20 protein-coding genes are annotated in these 22,869 nt (G+C 66.5%); all 20 read right to left on the reverse strand.

Annotated features, from left to right (window positions below):
- Window positions 1–39: 39 nt before the first annotated feature.
- The 20 genes from IWX78_RS05070 to rpoZ all read right to left on the reverse strand — a co-directional run bounded on the left by IWX78_RS05070 (window position 40) and on the right by rpoZ (window position 22,826).
- Window positions 40–1,497 (reverse strand): glutamate synthase subunit beta, encoded by a 1,458-nt coding sequence (locus IWX78_RS05070; RefSeq protein WP_196832368.1) that lies wholly within the window; start codon window positions 1,495–1,497, stop codon window positions 40–42.
- A complete protein-coding gene (gltB, locus tag IWX78_RS05075; RefSeq protein ID WP_196832369.1) occupies window positions 1,490–6,067 on the reverse strand; it encodes a glutamate synthase large subunit in 4,578 nt (1,525 codons plus the stop codon). The genes IWX78_RS05070 and gltB overlap by 8 nt, the downstream gene beginning before the upstream one ends.
- Window positions 6,068–6,213: 146 nt before the next feature.
- Window positions 6,214–7,185 carry a prolipoprotein diacylglyceryl transferase gene (lgt, locus tag IWX78_RS05080; protein WP_442929211.1) on the reverse strand — a complete coding sequence of 324 codons (972 nt, stop codon included), beginning with the start codon at window positions 7,183–7,185 and terminating at the stop codon, window positions 6,214–6,216.
- A gap of 48 nt (window positions 7,186–7,233) precedes the next feature.
- Entirely contained in the window at window positions 7,234–8,025 is a 792-nt protein-coding gene (trpA, locus tag IWX78_RS05085; RefSeq protein WP_196832731.1) for a tryptophan synthase subunit alpha, read from the reverse strand.
- Window positions 8,019–9,230, reverse strand: a complete 1,212-nt coding sequence (gene trpB / locus IWX78_RS05090) for a tryptophan synthase subunit beta (RefSeq protein ID WP_196832371.1) — start codon at window positions 9,228–9,230, stop codon at window positions 8,019–8,021. Before trpB ends, trpA begins: the two co-directional genes overlap by 7 nt.
- Before the next feature lie 2 nt (window positions 9,231–9,232).
- Entirely contained in the window at window positions 9,233–10,003 is a 771-nt protein-coding gene (gene trpC / locus IWX78_RS05095; protein ID WP_196832372.1) for an indole-3-glycerol phosphate synthase TrpC, read from the reverse strand.
- Window positions 10,004–10,007: 4 nt separating this feature from the next.
- Window positions 10,008–10,238: a DUF6704 family protein gene (locus IWX78_RS05100; RefSeq protein ID WP_196832373.1), complete on the reverse strand. Its 231-nt coding sequence runs from the start codon at window positions 10,236–10,238 to the stop codon at window positions 10,008–10,010.
- A 183-nt stretch (window positions 10,239–10,421) separates the two neighbouring features.
- Window positions 10,422–11,036: a Trp biosynthesis-associated membrane protein gene (locus IWX78_RS05105; protein WP_196832374.1), complete on the reverse strand. Its 615-nt coding sequence runs from the start codon at window positions 11,034–11,036 to the stop codon at window positions 10,422–10,424.
- Window positions 11,033–12,565 carry an anthranilate synthase component I gene (locus tag IWX78_RS05110; RefSeq protein ID WP_196832375.1) on the reverse strand — a complete coding sequence of 511 codons (1,533 nt, stop codon included), beginning with the start codon at window positions 12,563–12,565 and terminating at the stop codon, window positions 11,033–11,035. Before IWX78_RS05110 ends, IWX78_RS05105 begins: the two co-directional genes overlap by 4 nt.
- Entirely contained in the window at window positions 12,555–12,935 is a 381-nt protein-coding gene (gene hisI / locus IWX78_RS05115; RefSeq protein WP_196832376.1) for a phosphoribosyl-AMP cyclohydrolase, read from the reverse strand. The genes IWX78_RS05110 and hisI overlap by 11 nt, the downstream gene beginning before the upstream one ends.
- Window positions 12,932–13,696 carry an imidazole glycerol phosphate synthase subunit HisF gene (gene hisF / locus IWX78_RS05120; protein WP_196832377.1) on the reverse strand — a complete coding sequence of 255 codons (765 nt, stop codon included), beginning with the start codon at window positions 13,694–13,696 and terminating at the stop codon, window positions 12,932–12,934. The genes hisI and hisF overlap by 4 nt, the downstream gene beginning before the upstream one ends.
- Window positions 13,697–13,709: 13 nt before the next feature.
- Window positions 13,710–14,549: an ATP phosphoribosyltransferase gene (hisG, locus tag IWX78_RS05125; protein ID WP_196832378.1), complete on the reverse strand. Its 840-nt coding sequence runs from the start codon at window positions 14,547–14,549 to the stop codon at window positions 13,710–13,712.
- Window positions 14,550–14,609: 60 nt separating this feature from the next.
- Window positions 14,610–14,873, reverse strand: coding sequence for a phosphoribosyl-ATP diphosphatase (locus IWX78_RS05130; protein WP_196832379.1), 264 nt, complete (start codon window positions 14,871–14,873; stop codon window positions 14,610–14,612).
- Window positions 14,874–14,886: 13 nt separating this feature from the next.
- Complete coding sequence (rpe, locus tag IWX78_RS05135) at window positions 14,887–15,570, reverse strand: ribulose-phosphate 3-epimerase (protein WP_196832380.1); 684 nt, start codon at window positions 15,568–15,570, stop codon at window positions 14,887–14,889.
- A 9-nt stretch (window positions 15,571–15,579) separates the two neighbouring features.
- On the reverse strand, window positions 15,580–17,001 hold the full coding sequence (locus IWX78_RS05140; RefSeq protein ID WP_196832381.1) for an RsmB/NOP family class I SAM-dependent RNA methyltransferase: 1,422 nt from the start codon (window positions 16,999–17,001) through the stop codon (window positions 15,580–15,582).
- Window positions 17,002–17,010: 9 nt separating this feature from the next.
- Entirely contained in the window at window positions 17,011–17,928 is a 918-nt protein-coding gene (fmt, locus tag IWX78_RS05145; RefSeq protein ID WP_196832382.1) for a methionyl-tRNA formyltransferase, read from the reverse strand.
- Between the two features lie 31 nt (window positions 17,929–17,959).
- Entirely contained in the window at window positions 17,960–19,987 is a 2,028-nt protein-coding gene (locus IWX78_RS05150; RefSeq protein WP_196832383.1) for a primosomal protein N', read from the reverse strand.
- Window positions 19,988–19,989: 2 nt separating this feature from the next.
- The gene (metK, locus tag IWX78_RS05155; protein ID WP_196832384.1) at window positions 19,990–21,183 is read right to left on the reverse strand and encodes a methionine adenosyltransferase; all 1,194 of its coding nucleotides are present in this window, start codon (window positions 21,181–21,183) and stop codon (window positions 19,990–19,992) included.
- A 148-nt stretch (window positions 21,184–21,331) separates the two neighbouring features.
- Complete coding sequence (coaBC, locus tag IWX78_RS05160) at window positions 21,332–22,552, reverse strand: bifunctional phosphopantothenoylcysteine decarboxylase/phosphopantothenate--cysteine ligase CoaBC (protein WP_334684572.1); 1,221 nt, start codon at window positions 22,550–22,552, stop codon at window positions 21,332–21,334.
- 16 nt (window positions 22,553–22,568) lie between these two features.
- The gene (gene rpoZ, locus IWX78_RS05165; RefSeq protein WP_196832733.1) at window positions 22,569–22,826 is read right to left on the reverse strand and encodes a DNA-directed RNA polymerase subunit omega; all 258 of its coding nucleotides are present in this window, start codon (window positions 22,824–22,826) and stop codon (window positions 22,569–22,571) included.
- Window positions 22,827–22,869 lie beyond the last annotated feature (43 nt).

Below are 22,869 nucleotides of genomic sequence, written 5' to 3' on the forward strand. Positions count from 1 at the left end.
GGTGTTGGAGGAGGGCGGCCAAGGGGCTCGCCTTCGAGTCTAGAGCGAGAGGGCGCGATCGGTCGGGCGCACGGGCGCCGGAAGGCTGGTCTCACCCTCGAGGTAGGTGTCGACAGCGGATGCCGCAGCGCGGCCTTCGGCGATCGCCCAGACGATGAGCGACTGTCCGCGACCTGCATCGCCGGCCACGAACACGCCAGGTTCGCTCGTCTGGTACTGGTTGTCCCGGCTGATGTTGCCGCGGTCGTCGAACGGCACACCCAGCTGCGGGGCGATGTGCTCGGATTCCGGGCCGGTGAAGCCCAGGGCGAGCAGAACGAGGTCAGCGGGGATCTCCCGTTCCGTTCCGCTTTTCGGAACGCGACGGCCGTCGACGAATTCGGTCTCGGCGACGCGGATCGCACGGACCTCACCTGATTCATTGCTGAGGAATTCGACGGTGGAGACGAGGTACTCGCGCTCCCCGCCCTCCTCGTGTGCGCTCTGCACCTCGAACAGCGTCGGCATGAGCGGCCAGGGCTGGGCGTCCGTTCGAACCGCAGAGGGCTGCTTGCCGATGGCGAGGTTGGTCACCGATGCAGCACCCTGGCGGTGAGCGGTTCCAATGCAGTCGGCGCCGGTGTCGCCTCCGCCGAGAACGACCACGTGTTTGTCTTCGGCGGTGATCTGGCCAGGGACGTCGTCGCCGGCGCCTGCCTTGTTCTGCGGCACCAGGTAGTCCATGGCGAAGTGAACACCGGAGAAGTCCCGGCCGGGAATCGGAAGATCACGTGGAACCATGGCGCCGGTCGCGATGATGACGGCATCGTAGCGGGACCGCAGGTCGCTCCAGCTGATGTCGACGCCGATGTTCACTCCGGCGCGGAACCGGGTACCTTCATCTGCCATCTGCTTGAGACGGGCGTCGATGTGCTTTTTCTCCATCTTGAAGTCCGGGATGCCGTAACGCAGCAGGCCGCCGATGCGGTCGTCGCGTTCGTACACGGCGACGGTGTGCCCTGCGCGGGTGAGCTGCTGCGCGGCGGCGAGCCCGGCGGGGCCGGAACCGACGACGGCGACCGTCTTGCCTGTGAGGCTCTCAGGCGGATGCGAATCGACCCAGCCGTTGGCGAAGGCCTGGTCGATGATCGACACCTCGACCTGCTTAATGGTCACCGCCGGCTGGTTGATGCCGAGCACACAGGAACTCTCACACGGCGCCGGACACAGCCGCCCGGTGAACTCGGGGAAGTTGTTCGTGGCGTGGAGGCGTTCGATGGCCTGCCTGCCCTCGCCGCGCCAGGTGAGGTCGTTCCACTCGGGGATGAGGTTCCCGAGCGGGCAGCCCTGGTGGCAGAACGGGATACCGCAGTCCATGCAGCGGCCGGCCTGGCGGCGGAGCTGGGTGGGGTCGCCCTGCTCGTACACCTCTTTCCAGTCCATCAGCCGGATCGGAACGGGGCGACGCTTCGGGAGCTCGCGCTCAGTTACTTTCAGGAATCCTTTGGGATCAGCCACCGGTTACCTCCAGGATTCGGCCCCAGACCACGTCTCCGTCGGGGTCGAGCCCCTCGGTGACGGCGTCCTGACGGGTGCGCAGCACTGCTGCGTAGTCCCGGGGCAACACTTTGACAAAACGGTTCATCGTGCCTTCGACATCGGCGAGCATGCGACCGGCGAGTTCCGACCCGGTCTCGGAGAAGTGGCGTTCGAGCAGATCACGGACGATCTCGACGTCAGCGCTACCGAGTGCAGTGAGTTCCAACTCGCCGCTCTGCAGCGCCTCACGGTTCACCTGCTCGGATTGCAGGTCGAACACGTATGCCGTTCCGCCCGACATTCCGGCGCCGAGGTTCCGTCCGGTGGAGCCGAGGATCAGGGCAAGACCACCGGTCATGTACTCGAGCGCGTGATCACCGACGCCTTCGACGACAGCGGTCGCCCCGGAGTTGCGGACGAGGAAGCGCTCACCGACGATGCCGGAGATGAACATGCTGCCCTGCGTCGCACCGTACCCGATGACGTTTCCGGCGATGACGTTCTCGGACGCTTCGAATGTGCTCGTCCTGTGCGGGTGCACGATGATCTGACCGCCGGAGAGACCCTTGCCCACATAGTCGTTGGAGTCGCCTTCGAGGCGGAGAGTGATGCCGTTGGGCAGGAAAGCGCCGAAGGACTGCCCGGCGGAACCGGTGAGGTGCACCTCGATTGAGTTCGCGGAGAGGCCGTTCTCGCCGTGCCGCTTGGTCACTTCGTGGCCGAGCATCGTTCCGACAGCCCGTTCGGTGTTCCGGATAGGAAGGTCGATCCGGATCTGGCCCCCGTGTTCGAGCACGTTGTGGCTGCGCTTGATCAGTTCGACGTCGAAGTGCTTGTCCAGCTCGTGTTCCTGGTTGCGCGCGTGGGTCCGTGGTTCGCCTGGCCGGAATTCCGGCCCGATGAGAATCGGCTCGAGGTTGAGGCCGGACGCCTTCCAGTGTTCGATCGCTGTGTTGGCGTCGATGAGTTCGTGATGGCCGATCGCTTCTTCGAGCGAACGGAACCCGAGTTCGGCGAGGTACTCGCGGACCTCCTGGGCGATGAACTCGAAGAAGTTGACGACGAATTCCGGCTTGCCGGTGAACCGGTCGCGGAGCACCGGGTTCTGGGTAGCGACGCCGACCGGGCAGGTGTCGAGGTGGCAGACCCGCATCATGATGCAGCCGGACACGACGAGCGGCGCGGTGGCGAAGCCGAACTCCTCTGCTCCCAGAAGGGCGCCGATGATGACATCCCTGCCGGTCTTGAGCTGCCCGTCGACCTGCACGACGACGCGGTCTCGCATCCCGTTGAGCATGAGCGTCTGCTGCGTCTCGGCCAGGCCAAGTTCCCAGGGCGTGCCGGCGTGCTTGAGCGAGTTGAGCGGGCTTGCACCGGTTCCGCCGTCGTGGCCGGAGACCAGGATGACGTCGGAGAGCGCCTTCGCGACCCCGGCGGCGACGGCCCCGATGCCCGACTGGCTGACGAGTTTGGTATGGATCCTGGCCGACGGGTTCGCGCGCTTGAGGTCGAAGATGAGCTGTTTGAGGTCTTCGATCGAGTAGATGTCGTGGTGGGGAGGCGGCGAGATGAGCCCGACTCCAGCGGTGGCGTGCCTGGTGCGCGCGACCCACGGGTACACCTTCGTCGGGGGCAGTTGTCCGCCCTCACCGGGCTTCGCTCCCTGTGCCAGCTTGATCTGGATGTCGTCTGCGTGAGTGAGGTACATGCTCGTGACGCCGAACCGGCCGGATGCCACCTGCTTGATCGCGCTTCGACGTTCGGGGTCGAGCAGACGGTCGGTGTCTTCACCACCCTCTCCGGTGTTCGATTTCGCTCCGAGCCGGTTCATCGCGATCGCCAGGGTCTCGTGCGCCTCCTGGGAGATGGAGCCGTAACTCATCGCCCCCGTGGAGAAGCGTTTAACGATGGACTCGACGGATTCGACCTCGTCGATCGGTACCGGCTCGCGATCTGCAGTCTTGAGCCTGAACAGTCCGCGGAGCGTCATCAGGTTTTCGGACTGGTCGTCGACGAGCCGGGTGTACTCCCGGAAGATGTCGTACCGGCGGGTGCGCGTCGAGTGCTGCAGACGGAACACCGTGTCAGGGTTGAAGACGTGGGGTGAGCCATCACGCCGCCATGAGTACTCGCCCCCGGTTTCGAGACGCTCGTGCGAGGTTTCGGCCGTGTTCAGCGGGTAGGCGGCCTGGTGGCGCCGAAGGTTCTCGGCCTGGATGACGTCGATGCCCACTCCCCCGAGCTTCGACTCGGTGCCGGTGAAGTATTCGTCGACGAAATCCTGGCTCAGGCCGACGGCTTCGAAACACTGAGCCCCTGCGTACGACGACACGGTGGAGATGCCCATCTTCGACATGATTTTGAGCACGCCCTTGCCGAGCGCGTAGATGACGTTGCGCACCGCCTTCTCGGGGGTGACACCTTCGATCATGCCGCTCCGGACGAGGTCCTCGCAGGTCTCCATCGCCAGATATGGGTTGATGGCAGACGCGCCGAAACCGATCAGTGTTGCGACGTGGTGGACCTCACGGACGTCACCGGCTTCGACGACGAGCCCGACCTTGAGCCGGTTCTCGGCGCGGATCAGGTGGTGGTGCACTGTCGCGAGGAGGAGCAGCGATGGGATCGGCGCCAGGTCCTTGTTCGAGTCGCGGTCGCTGAGGACGATGAAGAGAGCGCCGGCTTCGATGGCCTCGTCCACTTCGGCGCAGATCGCCGTGAGACGGTCCCGCATGGCGTCAGGGCCCTCGTCGAAGCGGTACAACCCGCGGATGGTCGTCGTCGTCCTCGACCCGTGCTTCGGGTCGATGTGCTGGATCTTCGCAAGCTCGTCGTTGTCGATCACCGGGAAGTCGAGGACGACCTGGCGGGCGTGCTCGGGGCCGGAGATCAGCAGGTTCCGCTCGGGGCCGAGACCGAGCTTGAGCGAGGTGACGACCTCTTCACGGATCGAGTCGAGCGGCGGGTTGGTGACCTGGGCGAACTGCTGGGTGAAGTAGTCGAAGAGCAGTCTGGGGCGTTTCGACAGCGCAGCGATCGGCGTGTCCGACCCCATGGCGCCGAGCGGCTCGGCGCCGGTCTGGCCCATCGGGCGCAGAAGGATGCGGACTTCTTCCTCGGTGTAGCCGAACGTACGCTGCCTGCGGGTGACCGAGGCCGGGGTGTGAACGATGTGCTCGCGTTCGGGCAGGTCGCTGAGGTTGATCCGTCCGGCCTCGAGCCATTCCCCCCACGGTCGGGATGCGGCGAGTTCGGCCTTGATCTCGTCGTCTTCGATCAGTCGCTGCGCCTCGGTGTCTACGAGGAACATTTTGCCTGGGCGGAGTCGTCCCTTGCGCTTGATCCGGTCGGGCGCGATGTCGAGCACACCGATCTCACTGCCGAGGACGATGAGTCCATCGGTGGTTTCCAGCCAGCGACCGGGGCGGAGCCCGTTGCGGTCGAGCGTCGCACCGACGAGAGTTCCGTCGGTGAAGGTCAGGGCGGCCGGGCCGTCCCACGGTTCCATCTGCATACCGTTGAACTCGTAGAAGTCCCGCTGCTGCTGGCTGAGTCCTGCCTGCTTCTCCCAGGCCTCAGGCACCATCATCATCATGGCGTGGGGCAGGGTCCGCCCGGTCAGCGTGAGGAGTTCGAGCACCTCGTCGAACGATGCCGAGTCGCTGGCGCCAGGGGTGATGATCGGGAGGAGGGGACGGATATCGCCGATCAACTCGGACTCGAGCTGCGACTGACGCGCGCGCATCCAGTTCCTGTTGCCTTCGACGGTGTTGATTTCGCCGTTGTGGGCCATCATCCGTAGCGGCTGCGCGAGCGGCCACGACGGGAACGTGTTGGTCGAATACCTGGAGTGGACGATGGCGAGTTTGGAGGCGAAGCGTTCGTCGCTCAGGTCGGGGTAGAACGGCTCGAGCTGGAGCGTCGTGACCATGCCTTTGTAGACGACCGTGCGGCACGACAGCGAGATGAAGTAGGCGTTCAGCTCCCGTTCGGCGCGCTTGCGCAGGCGGAAGGTCTGGCGGTCGAGTGCGATCCCGGAGAGCGGCTCGTCGGCATCCGTCGTGTCAGTGCTCGATACGAACAGCTGCTCGAATGCCGGCATTGCGTCGTGGGCGAGCTTGCCGAGGTTGTCGGGGTTCGTCGGAACGTCGCGCCAACCGATCACCGCGAGGTCTTCCTCAGCGGCGATGCGTTCGATCCCGGTCTTGAGTTCGGCCCTGGCGTTCTCGTCGAGCGGGAGGAAGGCCATACCGACGGCGTACTCGCCGACGGGCGGCAGATCGAACTCGGCAACCGCGCGGAAGAAGTCGTCGGGGATCTGGGTGAGGATGCCTGCGCCGTCGCCGGTTCCCGCATCGGAGCCGATCGCACCGCGGTGCTCGAGGTTGCGCAGTGCGTCGAGCGCGTTCACGATGATGTCGTGGCCGGCTGTGCCACGCAGGGTGGCGACCATGGCCAGCCCGCAGGCGTCCTTCTCCCGTGCAGGGTTGTACAAACCCTGTTTCTGCGGGGTCAGGCTGAACTGGGAAAACGTGGGTCGAGGCTCCATCGGGGACCGTCCTCACAAAGATATAGCGGCGGTGGGACGACGATGGCCCGGGGACGTGAAAGGGTTCACCGGCCGGCGGGTGTCGCTGTCATAGCGCACAGCAGGCGGTTGGCTGGGTTGTCAGAAGCCGTCTGGGCCAGGCAAACCTACGATTTTGAGCCGATCCCGCTTGTGGCGGCGGCGTCTGCCGATGCGGGGGCGGGGTCTTCGGGCTCGCCGAGATCCACATAGTCCGTATCGGTGTGTGTCGATTGTACCCCAGCACCGGCACCGTCCCATTCCCGGCCGTGCACGTACGGGCTGTGCTCCAACCCGGTGTGACGGCGGGACTGGACCAACAGGATGACCAGGCCGACGACGATCGCAACCAGGGCCGCCCAGACGTTGACGCGCAGCCCGAGAAAGACCTCGCTCGGGTCGATGCGGATCGACTCCCAGACGGTGCGACCGAGACCGTACCAGATGAGGTAGACGGCGAGGGCCTTGCCCCACTGGAGGCGGAACATGCGCTCGAGTACCAGGATGACGACGACACCGGCGAGGTTCCAGATCACTTCGTAGAGGAAGGTCGGGTGGAACAGGGTGCCTGCGGGCAGGCCGACCGGCCAGGCCACGTTGGACTCGTCGATCTCCAGACCCCACGGCAGGGTGGTCGGGATTCCGAAGAGCTCCTGGTTGAAGTAGTTGCCGAACCGGCCGAAGGCCTGCGCGAGCAGCAACCCGGGCGCGACGGCGTCCGCGAACGTCCAGAAGCGGATGCCGGTCATCCGGCAGCCGATCCACGCACCGAGCGCACCACCGAGAAGCGCGCCGAAGATGGCGATGCCTCCCTCCCAGATGTAGAGGGCGCGCAGCAGGTCTGCTCCCGGATAGAAGTAGTCGTTCGGGTGGGTCAGCACGTGGAAGATCCGCGCGCCGACGATGCCGAACGGAACGGCCCAGAGGATGATGTCGAGGACGATCCCCGGCTCGGCGCCGCGCTTCGTCAGCCGGTGGTTCGTGAGGAACGCCGCGGCGATGATGCCCGCGAGGATGCAGAGGGCATAGAAGTGGATCGTAAAGTTACCGAGTTGGATGGAGCTGATGTCCGGACTCGGGATGCTCAAGTGGATGGGCACTGGCTCCATGCCTTTCTGGGGTTGCTTCTCGAACGTGCGCGTACAACTCTAGTTCGCGCGGAGCGTGCCACGCGCCAGGTCCCGCGCGACGGCGGCGACCCGGTCGACGCCGCCCTCTGCGAGCGCTTTGACGAGGGCGGAGCCGACGATGGCGCCGTCGGCATAGCCGAGGATCTCACGGACCTGCTCGGCCGTCGAGATACCCAGGCCGACGCAGGAATGCAGGGAGCCGGCTTCACGGAGCCGGGCGACAAGCACTTTCGCGGCCTGGTCGACGTCGCTGCGGGCGCCGGTGATCCCCATGGTGGAGACCGCGTAGACGAATCCTCTGCTGGACTCGACGGCCTGCCGCAGTCGGGCATCGCTCGACGATGGTGCTGCGAGGAAGACCCGGTCAAGGCCGGTGCGCTCCGAGGCGGTGAGCCAGTCCTTACCCTCATCAGGGATGAGGTCAGGGGTGATCAGCCCGGCGCCACCCGCAGCGACGAGGTCGTCGGCGAAGCGCTCGACGCCGTACTGCACGACGGGGTTCCAGTACGTCATGACGAGCACAGGCACGTCGACCCGGTCGGTGATCGCGCGAACCGCCTCGAACCCGTGACGCAGTTTGAAGCCGTTGGCGAGAGCGTGCTGGGTTGCCTTCTGGATGACGGGGCCGTCCATCACCGGGTCGGAGTACGGCAGACCGAGCTCGATGATATCCACGCCGTTCTCGGCGATAGCGACCGCAGCGTCGACGCTCTCGTCGAACGTCGGGAATCCGACGGGGAGGTAGCCGATCAGCGCGCCGCTGCCAGCCTCACGCCTGGCGTCGAGGACAGATGCCACTGTGCTCACGATTGTTCTGCTCCCTGATCGATGAGGTCGAAGTAGCGGCCGGCCGTTTCCATGTCTTTGTCTCCGCGGCCGGACAGGTTGATGAGGATCGTTGCCTCAGGACCGAGTTCCTTGCCGAGGTCCAGCGCACCGGCGAGGGCGTGCGCACTCTCGATCGCAGGAATGATCCCTTCGGTGCGGCTGAGCAGGCGGAGGGCGCTCATCGCGGCCGCGTCCGTCACCGGGCGGTAGTTCGCCCGGCCGATGCTCGACAGCCACGAGTGTTCCGGGCCGACGCCCGGGTAGTCGAGACCGGCCGAGATCGAGTGTGACTCGATGGTCTGCCCGTCTTCGTCCTGTAGGAGGAAGCTACGGGCCCCGTGAAGCACACCGGGGCGGCCCTTCGTGATCGTCGCGGCGTGGCGTGGCGTGTCTGCTCCCTCGCCTGCCGCTTCGAAGCCGTAGAGCGCGACATCGGCGTCGTCGAGGAAGGCGTGGAAGATGCCCATCGCGTTCGATCCCCCGCCGACACAGGCGGCGACGGCATCCGGGAGTGAGCCGGTGAGGTCGAGAACCTGCTGGCGGGCCTCTTCACCGATGATCTTCTGCAGGTCACGCACCATGGCGGGGAACGGGTGCGGTCCCGCTACCGTGCCGAAGATGTAGTTGGTGGTCTCGACGTTGGTCACCCAGTCGCGCATGGCGTCGTTGATGGCGTCCTTGAGGGTGCGTGAGCCGGTCGTCACCGAGACGACCTCGGCACCGAGGAGACGCATCCGGGCGACGTTGAGCGCCTGACGCTCGGTGTCGACCTCACCCATGTAGATGACGCAGTCGAGTCCGAACAGAGCGGCGGCTGTCGCCGTCGCGACGCCGTGCTGCCCGGCGCCGGTCTCGGCGATGACGCGGGTCTTGCCGATCCGTTTGGTGAGGAGAGCCTGCCCGAGCACGTTGTTGATCTTGTGCGAGCCGGTGTGGTTGAGGTCCTCGCGCTTGAGGATCATCCGCGCTCCCCCGCCGTGCTTCGCAAACCGCGGCACTTCGGTGAGGATCGACGGGCGTCCCGTGTACGAGCGGTGGAGCTCGTCGAGCTCGGCCTTGTATCCGGGATTCTGTTTCGCCAGTTCCCAGGCCTCGGACAATTCATCGAGAGCCGCGATGAGCGATTCGGGAACGTACCGTCCGCCGAAGTCGCCGAAGTATGGGCCGGTTTCGTCTCGTAGTGCCATGGTTATACCGCCAGGAATTCGCCGAGGGTGAGGATGGGGTCGCTCGTGACGAGCGCTTCCCCGATGAGTACGACATCCGCGCCCGCATCGCGGTAGTGCGCCACGTCCGCGGGACGCAGCACCGCCGATTCGGCCACGCGCACGACACCGGACGGGATCTGTGGCGCGAGACTGCCGAACAGGTCCCGGTCGAGTTCGAACGTCGAGAGGTTGCGGGCGTTGACGCCGATGAGACCCGCGCCGAGATCGAGCGCGCGTTCGAGTTCGTCTGCGCTGTGCGTCTCGACGAGCGCCGTCATGCCGAGTTCGGTGATGAGGGTGTAGAGCTCGGTCAGCGTGCGCTGGTCGAGCGCCGCAACGATGAGGAGAGCGAGGTCGGCTCCTGCCGCGCGGGCTTCGAACACCTGGTACGGGATCGAGATGAAGTCCTTGCGCAGCACGGGGATGCCGACGGAGGCACGGACATCGATGAGGTCGTCGAGTGACCCCTTGAACTTGCGGCCTTCGGTGAGCACGCTGATCGCGCTCGCCCCTCCACGTTCGTAGGAGACGGCGAGCTGCGCGGGGTCGGGGATGTCGGCGAGGTCGCCGCGCGATGGGCTCGCGCGCTTGACCTCGGCGATGATTTTGACCCGCTCGGCCGGTGACAGCGCGGAGAGGGCGTCGAGAGGCGGCGCGGCATCCGCTGCTGCGGATTCAACACGGGAAAGCGGGCGCAGGAGTTCGCGCTCGCGAGCGTCGTGGAGTGCGCCAGCCGTGAGATCGGCCAGCACGGGGTCAGTGACCCTTCGGGTCGGACTTCGCGCCGTTGACGCCGTAGCCGGCTTTCTTCATGATCCAGCCGAGGAGCGCACCGGCGGCGAGGAGCCCGGCCGACGCCCAGACGAGCCAGGCCTGGTCGAACCAGAAGGCGAACGTGCCGAGTGTGAATGCGATCAGCATCACCGTCACGGCCGTCCAGGCGGCCGGTGAGTGGCCGTGTCCTTGGTCTGTCGACTCTGCGCTCATGGAACTCCTTCAGTATTCAGTGCCGGTCAAGTCTACCGGGTGCAGAGGACCGGTGCCGTTGCCCGGCCGCGTGTGCGTGAACGCCCCGGTGCTCAGACGATTTCGGCGGTTTTGCGGCGTGAAACGCAGCCCTTTCTGTCGTCGCACGACCGTGGCTGCGCTTCCCGTCGCCGTGGGGGCCCGTCAGCGGGTCGGATCGTCTCCGCGGGTGAGGTCGTCCCAGCTGTCGACGCTGTCCGGCATCGCATCGCCGTCGACGGGTTCGAGCCGGACGGCCGAATACTTGCGCGAAGACGACGGCCAGCCGCGCCCGGAGATCGCGATCGCGACCCCGGTGAGGGCGAGCAGGATGCCGAAGAGAAGCGTGAGAATCGGCCAGATCGTCAGCGAGGTGGCTGAGACGATGTCGGCGATCGACGACGAACCGGCGATTCCGGTAGCCGTCGTGACCGCCGCCTCGCTCGCGCCGATGGGAGACGTCAGCACGAGGATCGCCGAGAGAGCGATGCAGACGCCGAGGACCGCGTCGAGCACTCCGAGGAGGATCCGGAACAGGACCCCGGCGATCGCCAGGGCTGCCGTGAGGGCGAGACCGGCCAGGGCCAGTGCGGCGAGAGCAGGTGCTGCGGTGTTGCCGTCGACGGTGACAGCCGCAGTGGCCGAGCCCTCGACGAGCTGCACGTCGAGCCAGGTCTGGGTCCATGCGACGAGGGTGAGGGCCGAGAGCGCCAGCGAGGCGACGATCAGGATGTATTTGACCCGTTTGCCCCTCACCGGTGTTGCCGGCTCGGTGGTCATCGAACGCGCTTCATGGCGTTGGCGACGGCAACCGCCCGCAGGGGCGCAGCGGCTTTGTTCTGCGACTCCTGGTATTCGCTCTCCGGGTCTGAGTCGGCGACGAGGCCTCCTCCGGCCTGCACGTGGGCAACCCCGTCGACGATCGTTGCCGTGCGGATGGCGATCGCCAGGTCGGTGTCGCCGGAGAACGCGAAGTAGCCGACGACGCCGCCGTAGACCCCGCGCTGGGCGGGTTCCAGTTCGTCGATGATCTCGAGCGCGCGCGGCTTCGGAGCGCCGGAGAGGGTGCCGGCCGGGAATGTTGCTGTGAAGACATCGATCGGGGATGCGGAGTCCGACAGCGTGCCCTCGACGCTGGAGACGAGGTGCATGATGTGGCTGAACCGCTCGATGCGCATGAACTCGGTCACCTCGACGCTGCCCGGCGTGCAGACCTTAAGCAGGTCGTTGCGTGCCAGGTCGACGAGCATGAGGTGTTCGGCGCGTTCCTTCGCATCGGCGGAGAGTTCTGCAGCGAGCTCGACATCTCGCTCGGGCGTGTCGCCGCGGGGTTTCGAGCCGGCGATCGGGTGCGTGAACACCCGCTTGTCCTGCACTTTGACGAGCGCTTCGGGGCTCGATCCGACGATCGAGTATGGCTTGCCGTCGACGGTGTGCAGGGTGAGCAGGTACATGTACGGGCTCGGGTTGAGGCTGCGCAGGATCCGGTAGACATCGATCGGTTCCGCATGGCAGTCCTGGTCGAACCGCTGCGAGACCACGACCTGGAAGATGTCACCGTCCCTGATCCGCTCTTTCGAGGTAACGACTGCGTCGAGAAAGTCAGCCTTCTTCGTGCGGTAGCGCGGCTCGGCCGGAGTGGCGAGATCGACTTCGGCCAGCCAGGCGTCGCTGGGTTTGGCCAGCTGTGTCTGCATGGCGTCGAGACGTGTCTGCGCCGCCTTCCACAGGGTGTTTGTGTCGTCGAGACCGTCGTTGAGCACGTTGGCGATGAGCTGGACGGTGCCGTTGCGGTGATCGAGCACGACGAGGTCAGCGACGAAGCAGAGCGCCTGGCCCGGTACGTCGAACTCGCGGGGCGGACGGTGGGGCAGGTGTTCGATCTGCCTGATCGCCTCCCAGCCGATGAACCCGACGAGTCCGCCGGTGAGGGGCGGATGCCCGTCGACGTGCGGAGTCTCCCAGCGACGATGGAGCTCGGCGATGGCCTGGAGGGGGCGCAACTTGTCCGGGTCGCCGAGCGCACGCGCCCCAGACAACCCGTAGTCGATCCACCTGACGCTGTCGTTGTGCTGGGTGAGGACCCCGAACGACGACACTCCGACGAACGAGAACCGTGACCAGATACCCCCCTGTTCGGCGGACTCGAGCAGGAAACTTCCCGGTTTGCCGATCGCCAGCTTGCGGTAGATCCCCACAGGCGTCTCACCGTCGGCGAAGAGCTCACGGATGACGGGGATGACGCGGTGGTCTTTGGCGAGGACATCGAATTCCGCCCGCGCCGTCGTTCCCGCTCCGCTAGTTTTCATCGTCGGCACTCTCGCTGTCTGGTTCGTCGCCGATCGCCGGGCTGAGCTCGTGAGCGTCGAAGCAGGTTCGGGTTCCGGTGTGGCAGGCGACGCCGACCTGTTCGACCCGGATGAGAAGCGTGTCCGCGTCGCAGTCGAGTGCGGCGCCCTTCACGTACTGGGCGTTTCCGGAGGTGTCGCCCTTGCGCCAGTACTCCTGACGGGACCGGGACCAGAAAGTGACTCTACCTTCGCTGAGGGTACGTCTGACCGCCTCATCGTTCATGTATCCGAGCATCAGCACCTCACCGGTGTCCCACTGCTGGATGATCGCGGGGACGAGTCCGTCAGCGTCGAACTGAATCTGCTCGATGGTCGATGACACACTCATGAGCGCACCAGTATCCCTTTCGTTGTCAGTTCGTGCTTCACATCACCGATGGTGAGCATGCCGGAGTGGAACACACTCGCAGCGAGCACGGCATCCGCTCCGGCTTCGATCGCCGGCGGGAAGTGTTCCACGCGGCCGGCGCCTCCTGAGGCGATCACCGGCACACTGCTGATCTCACGCATGAGTGAAATCAGCTCGGTGTCGAATCCTTCTTTCGTGCCGTCGGCGTCGATCGAGTTCACGAGCAGTTCGCCCGCCCCGCGTTCGATCGCCTCGCGCGCCCAGTCGAGGGCGTCGAGCGAGGTTTCGGTGCGTCCGCCGTGGGTGGTGACGACGAATCCCGACCGCGTCGCCCCGCCGCGTTTCACGTCGAGGGAGAGCACGAGAACCTGGGCGCCGAATCGGTCGGCGATCTCTCCGACGAGCGCCGGACGCGCGATGGCGGCGCTGTTCACCCCGACCTTGTCAGCGCCGCTGCCCAGGAGACGGGCGACGTCGTCGTTCGTGCGGATGCCCCCTCCGACGGTGAGCGGGATGAACACCTGCTCGGCGGTGCGGGTGACCACGTCGTAGGTGGTCGCCCGGTTATCGACGGTCGCAGTGACGTCGAGGAACGTCAACTCGTCCGCGCCCTGGTCGTAGTACCGGCGGGCGAGTTCGACGGGATCCCCCGCATCCTGCAGGTTCATGAAGTTCACTCCCTTGACGACGCGGCCGGCAGCCACGTCGAGGCACGGGATCACGCGACAGGCAACGGTCATGGCCGCGTCCTCGCTAGAGTCTTGCCGCGTGGATGGCGCTGACCAGGATCGCCCTGGCCCCCAGCTCATAGAGCGAGTCCATGATCTGGTTGGTGCGCTCACGGGGAACCATGACCCGAACGGCGACCCAGTCGGGGTCGCGGAGCGGGGACACGGTCGGGGACTCGATGCCGCCGGCGATCTCGGTGGCCTGGTCGAGAAGTGTCGCGGGCAGGTCGTAGTCCATGATCACGAACTGACGGGCGACGAGGACTCCCCGCAGGCGCCTGAGCAGCGTGGCCAGACCGGTCTTCTCCTGTGGCGACCCGATCAGCACCGCTGTCGATTCGAGGATCACAGGGCCGAAGATGTCGAGGCCGGCCTTGCGCAGGGTCGTGCCGGTCGAGACGACGTCGGCGACGGCATCCGCTACGCCGAGCTGCACTGCGGATTCCACAGCCCCGTCGAGCGGGACGAGGGTCACGTCGACGTCGTGCCCGGCGAGAAACCGGCCGACGAGGCCCGGGTAGCTGGTGGCGACGCGCAAACCGGCGAGATCGGAGAGTTCGGAGAACCGCCCGGTGGGGCCGGCGAACCGGAACGTGGAGTCGCCGAAACCCAGGCTCTCGATCTCGGTGGCCACCGACCCGGAGTCCAGCAGGAGATCGCGTCCGGTCACGCCGACGTCGAGTGCTCCTGAGCCGACGTAGGTGGCGATGTCACGCGGGCGGAGGAAGAAGAATTCGACGTCGTTGTGTGCGTCGACGAGGTGGAGTTCCTTCGGGTCGCGCCGGCCGGCGTAACCGGCTTCTGACAACATCTGTGCGGCTGTCTCAGCCAGTGAGCCCTTGTTGGGCACTGCGATTCTCAACATGCTGACGTTCCTCGGTGGGTATCTGGAGTCGGAGGTGGTTCGAGCCCGGACGGGCAGACATCACAGATGTCGGTAGACGTCCTCCGGCGAGAGTCCCTTGGCGATCATCAGGACCTGAAGGTGGTAGATCAGCTGTGAGATCTCTTCGGCCGTCTCGGCGTCGCTCTGGTATTCAGCGGCCATCCACACTTCAGCGGCCTCTTCGACGATCTTCTTGCCGATGGCGTGAACGCCGGCATCCAGTTCGCGGACGGTGCCGCTGCCCTCGGGGCGCTCGATGGCCTTGCGGCTGAGCTCTGCGAACAGGTCGTCGAATGTTTTCACGTCTATCAGGGTACTAGCTCCGTGAGGCGTGCCTGTGCGAGTGAACGGATGCCGCCGCCTCGCGGAGCGCGCTGATCCTCAGCTCTGGATTGTCGGAGCTGAACACGCTCGACCCGGCAACGAACGTGTTCGCCCCGGCTTCGGCGGCGATGCTCACTGTGTCTTCGTTGATTCCTCCGTCGACCTGGAGCCAGACGTCTCCCCCGCTTCGCGACAGCGCATCGCGGAGCAGGGTGAGCTTGGGCATGGTCTCCGGCATGAACGATTGACCGCCGAAGCCGGGCTCGACGGTCATGACGAGCACCTGGTCGAATTCGTGGAGAAGGTCGAGGTAGGGCTCGACCGGGGTACCCGGTTTGAGGGCGATACCTGCTCGCGCACCGATGTCACGCAGACGGCGAGCAAGCACGACGGGTTCTGTGGTCGCTTCGGCGTGGAAGGTGACGCTGAACGCGCCGAGCTCCGCGTAGCCGGGGGCCCAGCGGTCCGGCTCGTCGATCATCAGGTGCACGTCGAGAGGAAGCGACGAAACCTGCTGGATCCGGTCGACCATCTGGGGCCCGAAGGTGAGGTTCGGTACGAAATGGTTGTCCATGACGTCGACGTGGACGAGGTCTGCCGCGGCGATCCGGCCGAGATCGCGCTCGATGTTGACGAAATCGGCGGCCAGGATGCTCGGGGAGATTCGGATCGACATTCCGTCAGCCTAACGAGTGGGGGGCGTCGCCGGTGACTTGCCGATCAACGCGATGAACATCGCATCCGTGCCGTGCCGGTGGGGCCACAACTGCACGGTCGATCCAGTTCCGGTTTCAGCCGGTTCGGGCAGGTCGAGGTGCTGGACCGCCACTGACTGGACGACCTGCGCGGTGTCGAGGGGCTCGGCGGCGTCGCCGAGCCGGCGAAGCGCGTCTGCGACGACGCCGCGGGTCTCGGCGACGTGCGGAGAGCAGGTGACGTAGGCCAGGACGCCACCGGGCTTCAACGCTTCGAACGCGGACAACAGAAGTGACTGTTGGAGGACGGTCAGCTCGCCCACGTCTTTTGCGGTCTTGCGCCAGCGCGCTTCAGGGCGACGTCGGAGGGCGCCGAGGCCCGTGCATGGCGCGTCGACGAGGATCCGGTCCCAGGACTCAGGCTGCAACCCGCCGATGTCGGTTCCGTCGAGCTCGGTGACGATGATGTCGCCGGGAACAGGGGCGACGGCGCGGCGGACGAGTTGTGCCCGTGCGGGGACGACCTCGTTCGCTGTGACGGTCGCGCCGTGCAGAGCCGCCTCGGCACCGAGGAGCGCGGTCTTGCCGCCGGGGCCGGCGCAGAGATCGAGCCAGCGCTCACCGGGTTCGACGGCGCGCGCACGGCTGAGCGCGAGCGCGGCCAGCTGCGAACCTTCGTCCTGTACCCGCATGCGTCCGTTCTCGTGCCTGATGGCGGTGTCAGGGTCTCCGCCTGCGAGGGTGAACCCGAACGGAGAGTAGCGGTTGTGGTCGGCGTCGTCCGGAGCGTCGGCGAGGCCGGGAAGTGCGACGAGGTTGACCCGAGGGGCCCGGTTGTCTGCGGCGAGGAGGTCGACGAGCTCGTCTCCCCTGCCTTCGAGGGTCAGCGCCTGTCTGAACGCCCGGATGATCCAGGCCGGATGAGCGGAGTCCGCGGCGAGTCGATCGTCGGCGTTCGATGCGGCCGCGAGGACGCGCTCGCGCCACTCCTCGGGAGTCGAGCGCGAGATTGTTCGCAGCACCCCGTTGGTGAAACCGACGGCGGACCGCGAACCGATCAGGCGGGCGAGTGCGACGGATTCGTTCACGGCAGCGTGCTGCGCGACCCTCGTTGCGAGGAGCTGGTGCGCACCGAGGCGGAGGACGTCGAGGATGCCGGCGTCGATCTCGGTCACCGGCCGGCCGGCCGCGAGACTGATCACGCGGTCGTAGTAGCCGCGGAGCCGCAGCGTTCCGTAGGTCAGTTCTGTGGCCAGGCCGGCGTCTGCGGTGTTGAGTGCAGCCCGGTCGATCAGGGTCGGGAGCAACAGGTTGGCGTAGGCATCGTCGGTGCTGACGGCGACGAGGACGTCATACGCGACCCGTCTGGCGGGTTGGACGCGGGACGGCAGGGGTGCGGTTGGAGGGGTCATGATGTGGTCCTACTCTGCCAGAATCGCCGGGGATCGCCCGAGCCCGCGCCACCAGTCCGCGGCGGACATGGCCGGTTTTCCTGCCGGCTGCACGCGGAGAAGTTCGAGCGCCGTCGTCGCTGTGCCGATGACCACCCGGCTGTCGACGAGATCGAACCGACCGGGCGGGAGCCGAAGGTCGGGAGCGCGACGTGCATCGAGAATCTTGAAACGTGCACCGTCGATTCTCGTGTGAGCTCCTGGTTCCGGCGTCACGCCGCGATACCGGTTGTAGACCTCCTCCGCTGGCGCGGTCCAATCGATCCGCCCGTCGTCGATGCTGAGTTTGGGCGCGAGACTGACGTCACCGGCCTGGGGAACGGGAGTGATGGTTCCTGCAGCGATCCGGTCGACGATGTCGGCCAGGAATGTGGCACCGGAGAGGGCGAGCTCGTCGAGGAGTCGCCCTGCGGTGGCATCCGGGTCGATTGCGTGTGGCAGCGTCGCATACACGTCGCCGGCGTCGAGCTCACGCACGAGCTGGAAGACACTCGCGCCGCCGACGGTGTCGCCGGCGATCAGTGCATGCTGCACGGGCGCTGCCCCTCGCCAGGCGGGGAGCAACGAGAAATGCAGGTTGATCCAGCCGTGGCGCGGCGCGGACAGCAGGGGTTCGCGGAGGAATCCGCCGTACGCGACGATCACCCCGAGGTCGGCGGCAAGGCCGGTGATGGCTGCTGTGGTCTCGTCGGTGAGCCGGTTGGCTTTGAGCACAGGGAGGCGGGCTTCGGCAGCAGCCTGGGCCACCGGTGACGGCGTGAGGATGCGCTTGCGACCGAGCGGTGCATCTTCCCTGGTCAGGACCGCGACGACCTCGTGGGGTCCGTCGAGAAGCCGGAGCAGGCTGGGAACGGCTACGGCGGGCGTTCCGGCGAAAATCAGTCTCATCGTGTGGCAGGTCTTCGGGATTCACGGGCGGTCATGACAGGATCTCCGGGTCGTCGAAACGGACTCTCAGTGTAGGTGGCGGGCGGTAGCCGGCCTTTCCCGGCGGGGCTTTGCGACGCCGCGCAGCGTTTTTCACGACGGCACCCCGCAGGAGTTTGGCGGCGTCGCGTGCCTGGCCGTAGTCGAGCCGCAGGATCGCGCGCACCCCGTCGTCGGTCGCGGTCGGGCCGAGGATGTTCGCACCGGGCAGGTCGCGGACCTCGTCGAGCGCATCGGCAACGGCGGACGGGTCACCGCTGACGGATGCCGCACGCACAGCAGGAGGGAACCGCAGCGAGTGTCTGTCGGCGAGCTCCGCTGAGGCGAAGGCTGGCTGGGTCCAGGTGGCGAGGGCCCGTGCCAGGTCGCCGGTGACGCCGGTGAGCACGACGGGGGCACCCGGGCGGGCGAGGGCTGCGGCGTTGGACCACCAGCGCAGGCAGTCCTCCCCGATCCGCAGGTGCTCGGCGGCCAGCATCCGGTCTCCGTCGAGGAGGAGGACGGCGGCATACCCGCCCGCGGCGACCGGTTCGGCGCCACGGGTGGCGACGACGAGGGCCGGACGGGCTTCGACCGTCGTCACCTGGCGTTCGCCGTCTGAGACGATCACGGGAACACCGGGGAAAGCGCGGCCCAATTCTTCGGCCGTTCGTCCGGTGCCGCGCGTGACGAGGCGCAGTTTGGTGCCTTCGCAGGTCGGGCACACCCAGTTGGCCGCGATCGCCCCACACAGGGTGCAGGCGGGCGCAGCACCGGCTCGGGCAATTCCGAGCGGGCCGCCGCACGAGGTGCAGCGAGCGGCTGAAGAGCAGGTACCGCAGGCGAGGACGGGGGCATACCCTGGCCTGGCGACTTGCACGAGCACCGGACCTGATGCGAGTGCTTCCTTCGCCTGCCGCCAGGCCATCGACGGGATGCGGGCAGCAACCGCTCCCGCCTCTTCGTGATCGGCCCTGGCTGTGACGAGGACGCGGGGCGACGAGGCACGCTCCGGGGCGATCGGGTTGAGCCAGCCGACCTCGACGAGACGCTGGACGTCTGCGCTCCTGGTGTGCCCGGCGAAGATCAGCGCGGCACCTGACTGCTCCTGCCGGATGAGGGCGGCGTCACGGGCATGCACGTAGGGGGCGAGGGGTTCGGAGTGCAGCGGGTCACCGTCGTCCCAGAGCGCGAGAAGCCCGAGCCGGGACGCAGGGGCGTACACGGCGGAGCGGTTGCCGAGGATCACCCGTGGCGTGTCCGTGAGGCAGTCGAGGAAACCGCGGTAACGCTCGGCGTTGGGCTGGTTCGCGTCGACGCGGGTGATGCGTTCGACCGGGAGAAGGTCGGCCAGCGCGGCGAGAAGCTGGTCGCTGTCGCGATAGTCGGGGACGGCGAGGATGGCGCTCTCCCCCGCAGAGACGACCCGCGCGGCGGCCTGGGCCAGGGTGATTGCCCAGCGACCCACCCAGGTGCCCGAGGCGAGCCTGTCGACCCGGGGAATGACATCGAGTGCGACGCGAGCATGGTCGGTGAGTAGTCGCTCGAGCTCGGGTCCGTAACCCTCGAGTGCTGGCGCGGGAGCGAGCGGAGTCTCGTTGCGGGGTTCGTCCTGCTCCCGCTGCCAGATCTTCTCGACCCTCACCTGTCTGGCAGGGATGGCCAGGCGGAGAATATCGCTCGCTCCACCGGCCGCGCGATCGGATGCCGTCCTGGCCAGAGTCCAGACCGCCGGGCTGAGCACGGGCACGGCAGAAACGACCGAGTCCAGCGGACTGAGCACCCCGTCGAACCCGTCAGCCGCCTCGACCACCTCGACGATGTACCCGCGTGCGATCCGGCCGGCTGAGCGCAGCGGAACCGTCACCCGGACGCCTGGCACGGCGAGGTCGCGCAGTTCGTCGGGAATGCTGTAGTCGAACAGGTGGTCGAGCTGTGGAAGTGGTGAATCGAGAACGACGCGGGCCGCAGCCGGACGTCGGGTTACGGGTGCGTCCGCCCCGTCCGTTCCGTCCGTTCCGGCTGCGTCACCCTCGCTCATGGCTAGAGGCCGGCGGCGCTTCGGAGGTCGTCGACCTTGTCGAGCCGTTCCCAGGTGAAGTCGGGCAGCTCCCGGCCGAAGTGTCCGTATGCGGCGGTCGCTGCGTAGATCGGACGCTTGAGGTCGAGCGCGGCGACGATTGCGGCCGGGCGCAGGTCGAAGACCTCACGGATGGCGTCGACGATGGTCTCGTCTGCGACCTTCGCCGTGCCGAAGGTCTCCACATAGAGGCCGACGGGCGCCGCCTTGCCGATGGCGTATGCGATCTGCACTTCGAGTCTGTCAGCGAACCCGGCTGCGACGGCGTTCTTCGCGACCCACCGCATGGCGTACGCGGCCGACCGGTCGACCTTCGACGGATCTTTGCCGCTGAAGGCTCCACCGCCGTGCCTGGCCGCTCCGCCGTACGTGTCGATGATGATCTTGCGGCCGGTGAGACCTGCGTCGCCTGCCGGCCCGCCGATGACGAACCGGCCGGTCGGGTTGATGAGGAAGTTCACAGACGAGGTGTCGAGTTCGACGGACTCGAGAACGGGCCGGATGACCAGCTCCTCGACGTCGGCGCGGAGCCGGGAGAGCTCGATGCCGTCATGGTGCTGCGTGGAGAGCACAACGGTCTCGACCGACCGGGGTGTGTTGCCCTCGTAGCCGACGGTGACCTGGGTCTTGCCATCTGGGCGCAGGTACTCGAGCTCGCCCGACTTGCGGACGGCGGAGAGCTTCTCGGCGAGGCGGTGGGCGATCCAGCCGGGCACCGGCATGAGCTGGGGCGTCTCGGTCGTCGCGAAGCCGAACATGATGCCCTGGTCGCCGGCACCCTGAGCATCGAGCGCGTCGCTGCTGGACTCTTCGCGCGATTCGAAGGCGTCGTCGACGCCCTGCGCGATGTCTGGCGACTGCTGGCCGATGGAGACGGACACGCCACAGGATGCTCCGTCGAAGCCGACGTCTGAGTGGTTGTAGCCGATGTTCGTGACGAGTTCGCGAATGAGCGCGGGGATCTCGACGTACGCCTCGGTGGTGACCTCGCCTGCGACGTGGACGAGCCCGGTCGTGACGAGCGTCTCGACGGCCACCCGGCTGTTCGGATCCTGTTCGAGCATCGCGTCGAGGATGCTGTCGGAGATCTGATCGCAGACTTTGTCTGGGTGACCTTCAGTGACGGATTCCGAGGTAAACAGGCGCAGATGCGTCATACCAACTCCAAAAGGTACGGGGCGAAAACAATGATGCGGTCGGACCGCGTGTACCCGATTCTCGAGGGAACCACCGACAGTGCGCGGGCCGAAAAGCCTTCATCACTATATCCCCGGCCGAACGGGCGACAGGTCCACGTGACGGTGGTCAGCGACGTTCTGCCAGCAGGATGTCGAGAATCCGTTCTGCGACGGCGAGTTTGTCGCCGGACTCGGTGAGTGCGATGGTTCCGCCCCGTGCGAGCATGACCACCGAGTTGGTGTCACGCGCAAAACCCTCGTTCCAGCCGACCCGGTTGACGACAAGAAAGTCGCAGCCCTTCCTGGCCAGTTTTGCCCGGCCGATCCGGATCAGTTCATCGTCGCCATGCGCGGTTTCCGCCGCGAATCCGACGATGGTCTGGTCGGGCCGGGCGTTGTGCGCAAGCCCGGCGAGAATGTCAGGATTCTTGACCAGTCTCAGCAAGAGCTCGTCTCCTGCGTCTTCCTTCTTGATCTTCGACTCCTGCACCTCGGCAGGGCGGTAGTCAGACACGGCGGCTGCCATGATGACGATGTCGGCGCGCGGCGCGGCATCCGTCACCGCTGCCTGAAGTTCGGCGGCACTCGGGGCATCGATCACGGTCACGCCGTTCGGCGCGGGGACGTCGAGGTGTGAGGCGATGAGCGTTACGGCTGCACCGCGTTGTGCGGCCGCGGTTGCGAGGGCGACCCCCTGTTTGCCGCTTGACCGGTTGCCGAGGAAGCGGACGGGGTCGAGCGGCTCGCGGGTTCCCCCTGCGGTGATGACGATGGCGCAACCGTCGAGGTCGCCGGGTGTCCTGGCTGTCTCGCCGGAAACGGCGGCGAGGGCTGCGTCCACGATCGCGTCGGGCTCTTCCATGCGCCCCGGGCCCGAATCGGTGCCAGTGAGCTGGCCGCTTGCCGGTCCGACGACAGTGACGCCGCGAGACCGAAGGGTGGCGATGTTTGCCTGTGTCGCAGGATTCTGCCACATCTCGGTGTGCATCGCGGGGGCGAGGACGACGGGTGCTGTGCTCGCCAGGACGGTGTTCCCGAGCAGGTCGTCAGCGAGACCGGCCGCGAGTTTGGCGATGGTGTTCGCCGTTGCCGGTGCGATGACGATGAGGTCGGCAGCCTGCCCGATCGCCACGTGCCTCACTTCGGCGACTCCCTCATAGAGCTCGGTGTGCACCGGGTTCCTGGAGATCGCCTCGAGCGTGGGGCGCCCGACGAAACGCAGTGCCCCCGTGGTCGCGACGACCTGGACCCGGTGCCCCGCGAGAACGAAAGAACGGATGACACCGACCGCTTTGTACGCGGCGATGCCACCCGTTATGCCGACAACGACATTCAGAGAACCTGTCATCGGTGAGTATTCGGTGTTACTCGGCGATGGGACGCAGGACGAGCTTGTCCTCGTTGATCTCGTGAAGCGCGACCGAGAGCGGCTTGTCTTCGACGTGAGAGTCGACGAGCGGCCCGACGTTGTCGAAGAGGCTTCCCTCGTGCAGGTCGGAGTAGTAGTCGTTGATCTGGCGGGCGCGCTTGGACGCGAAGATCACCAGGGCGTACTTGGAATCGACCTTGGAAAGAAGGTCGTCGATGGGCGGGTCAATGATTCCCTTGGGCTTTTCGGCCATAACTGAAGTCACACTCCTCGTGTGTTGCGGATTGGAGACCGGA

Source organism: Mycetocola sp. CAN_C7 (assembly GCF_015752285.1).
In the GTDB taxonomy this organism is placed as follows: domain Bacteria; phylum Actinomycetota; class Actinomycetes; order Actinomycetales; family Microbacteriaceae; genus Mycetocola_A.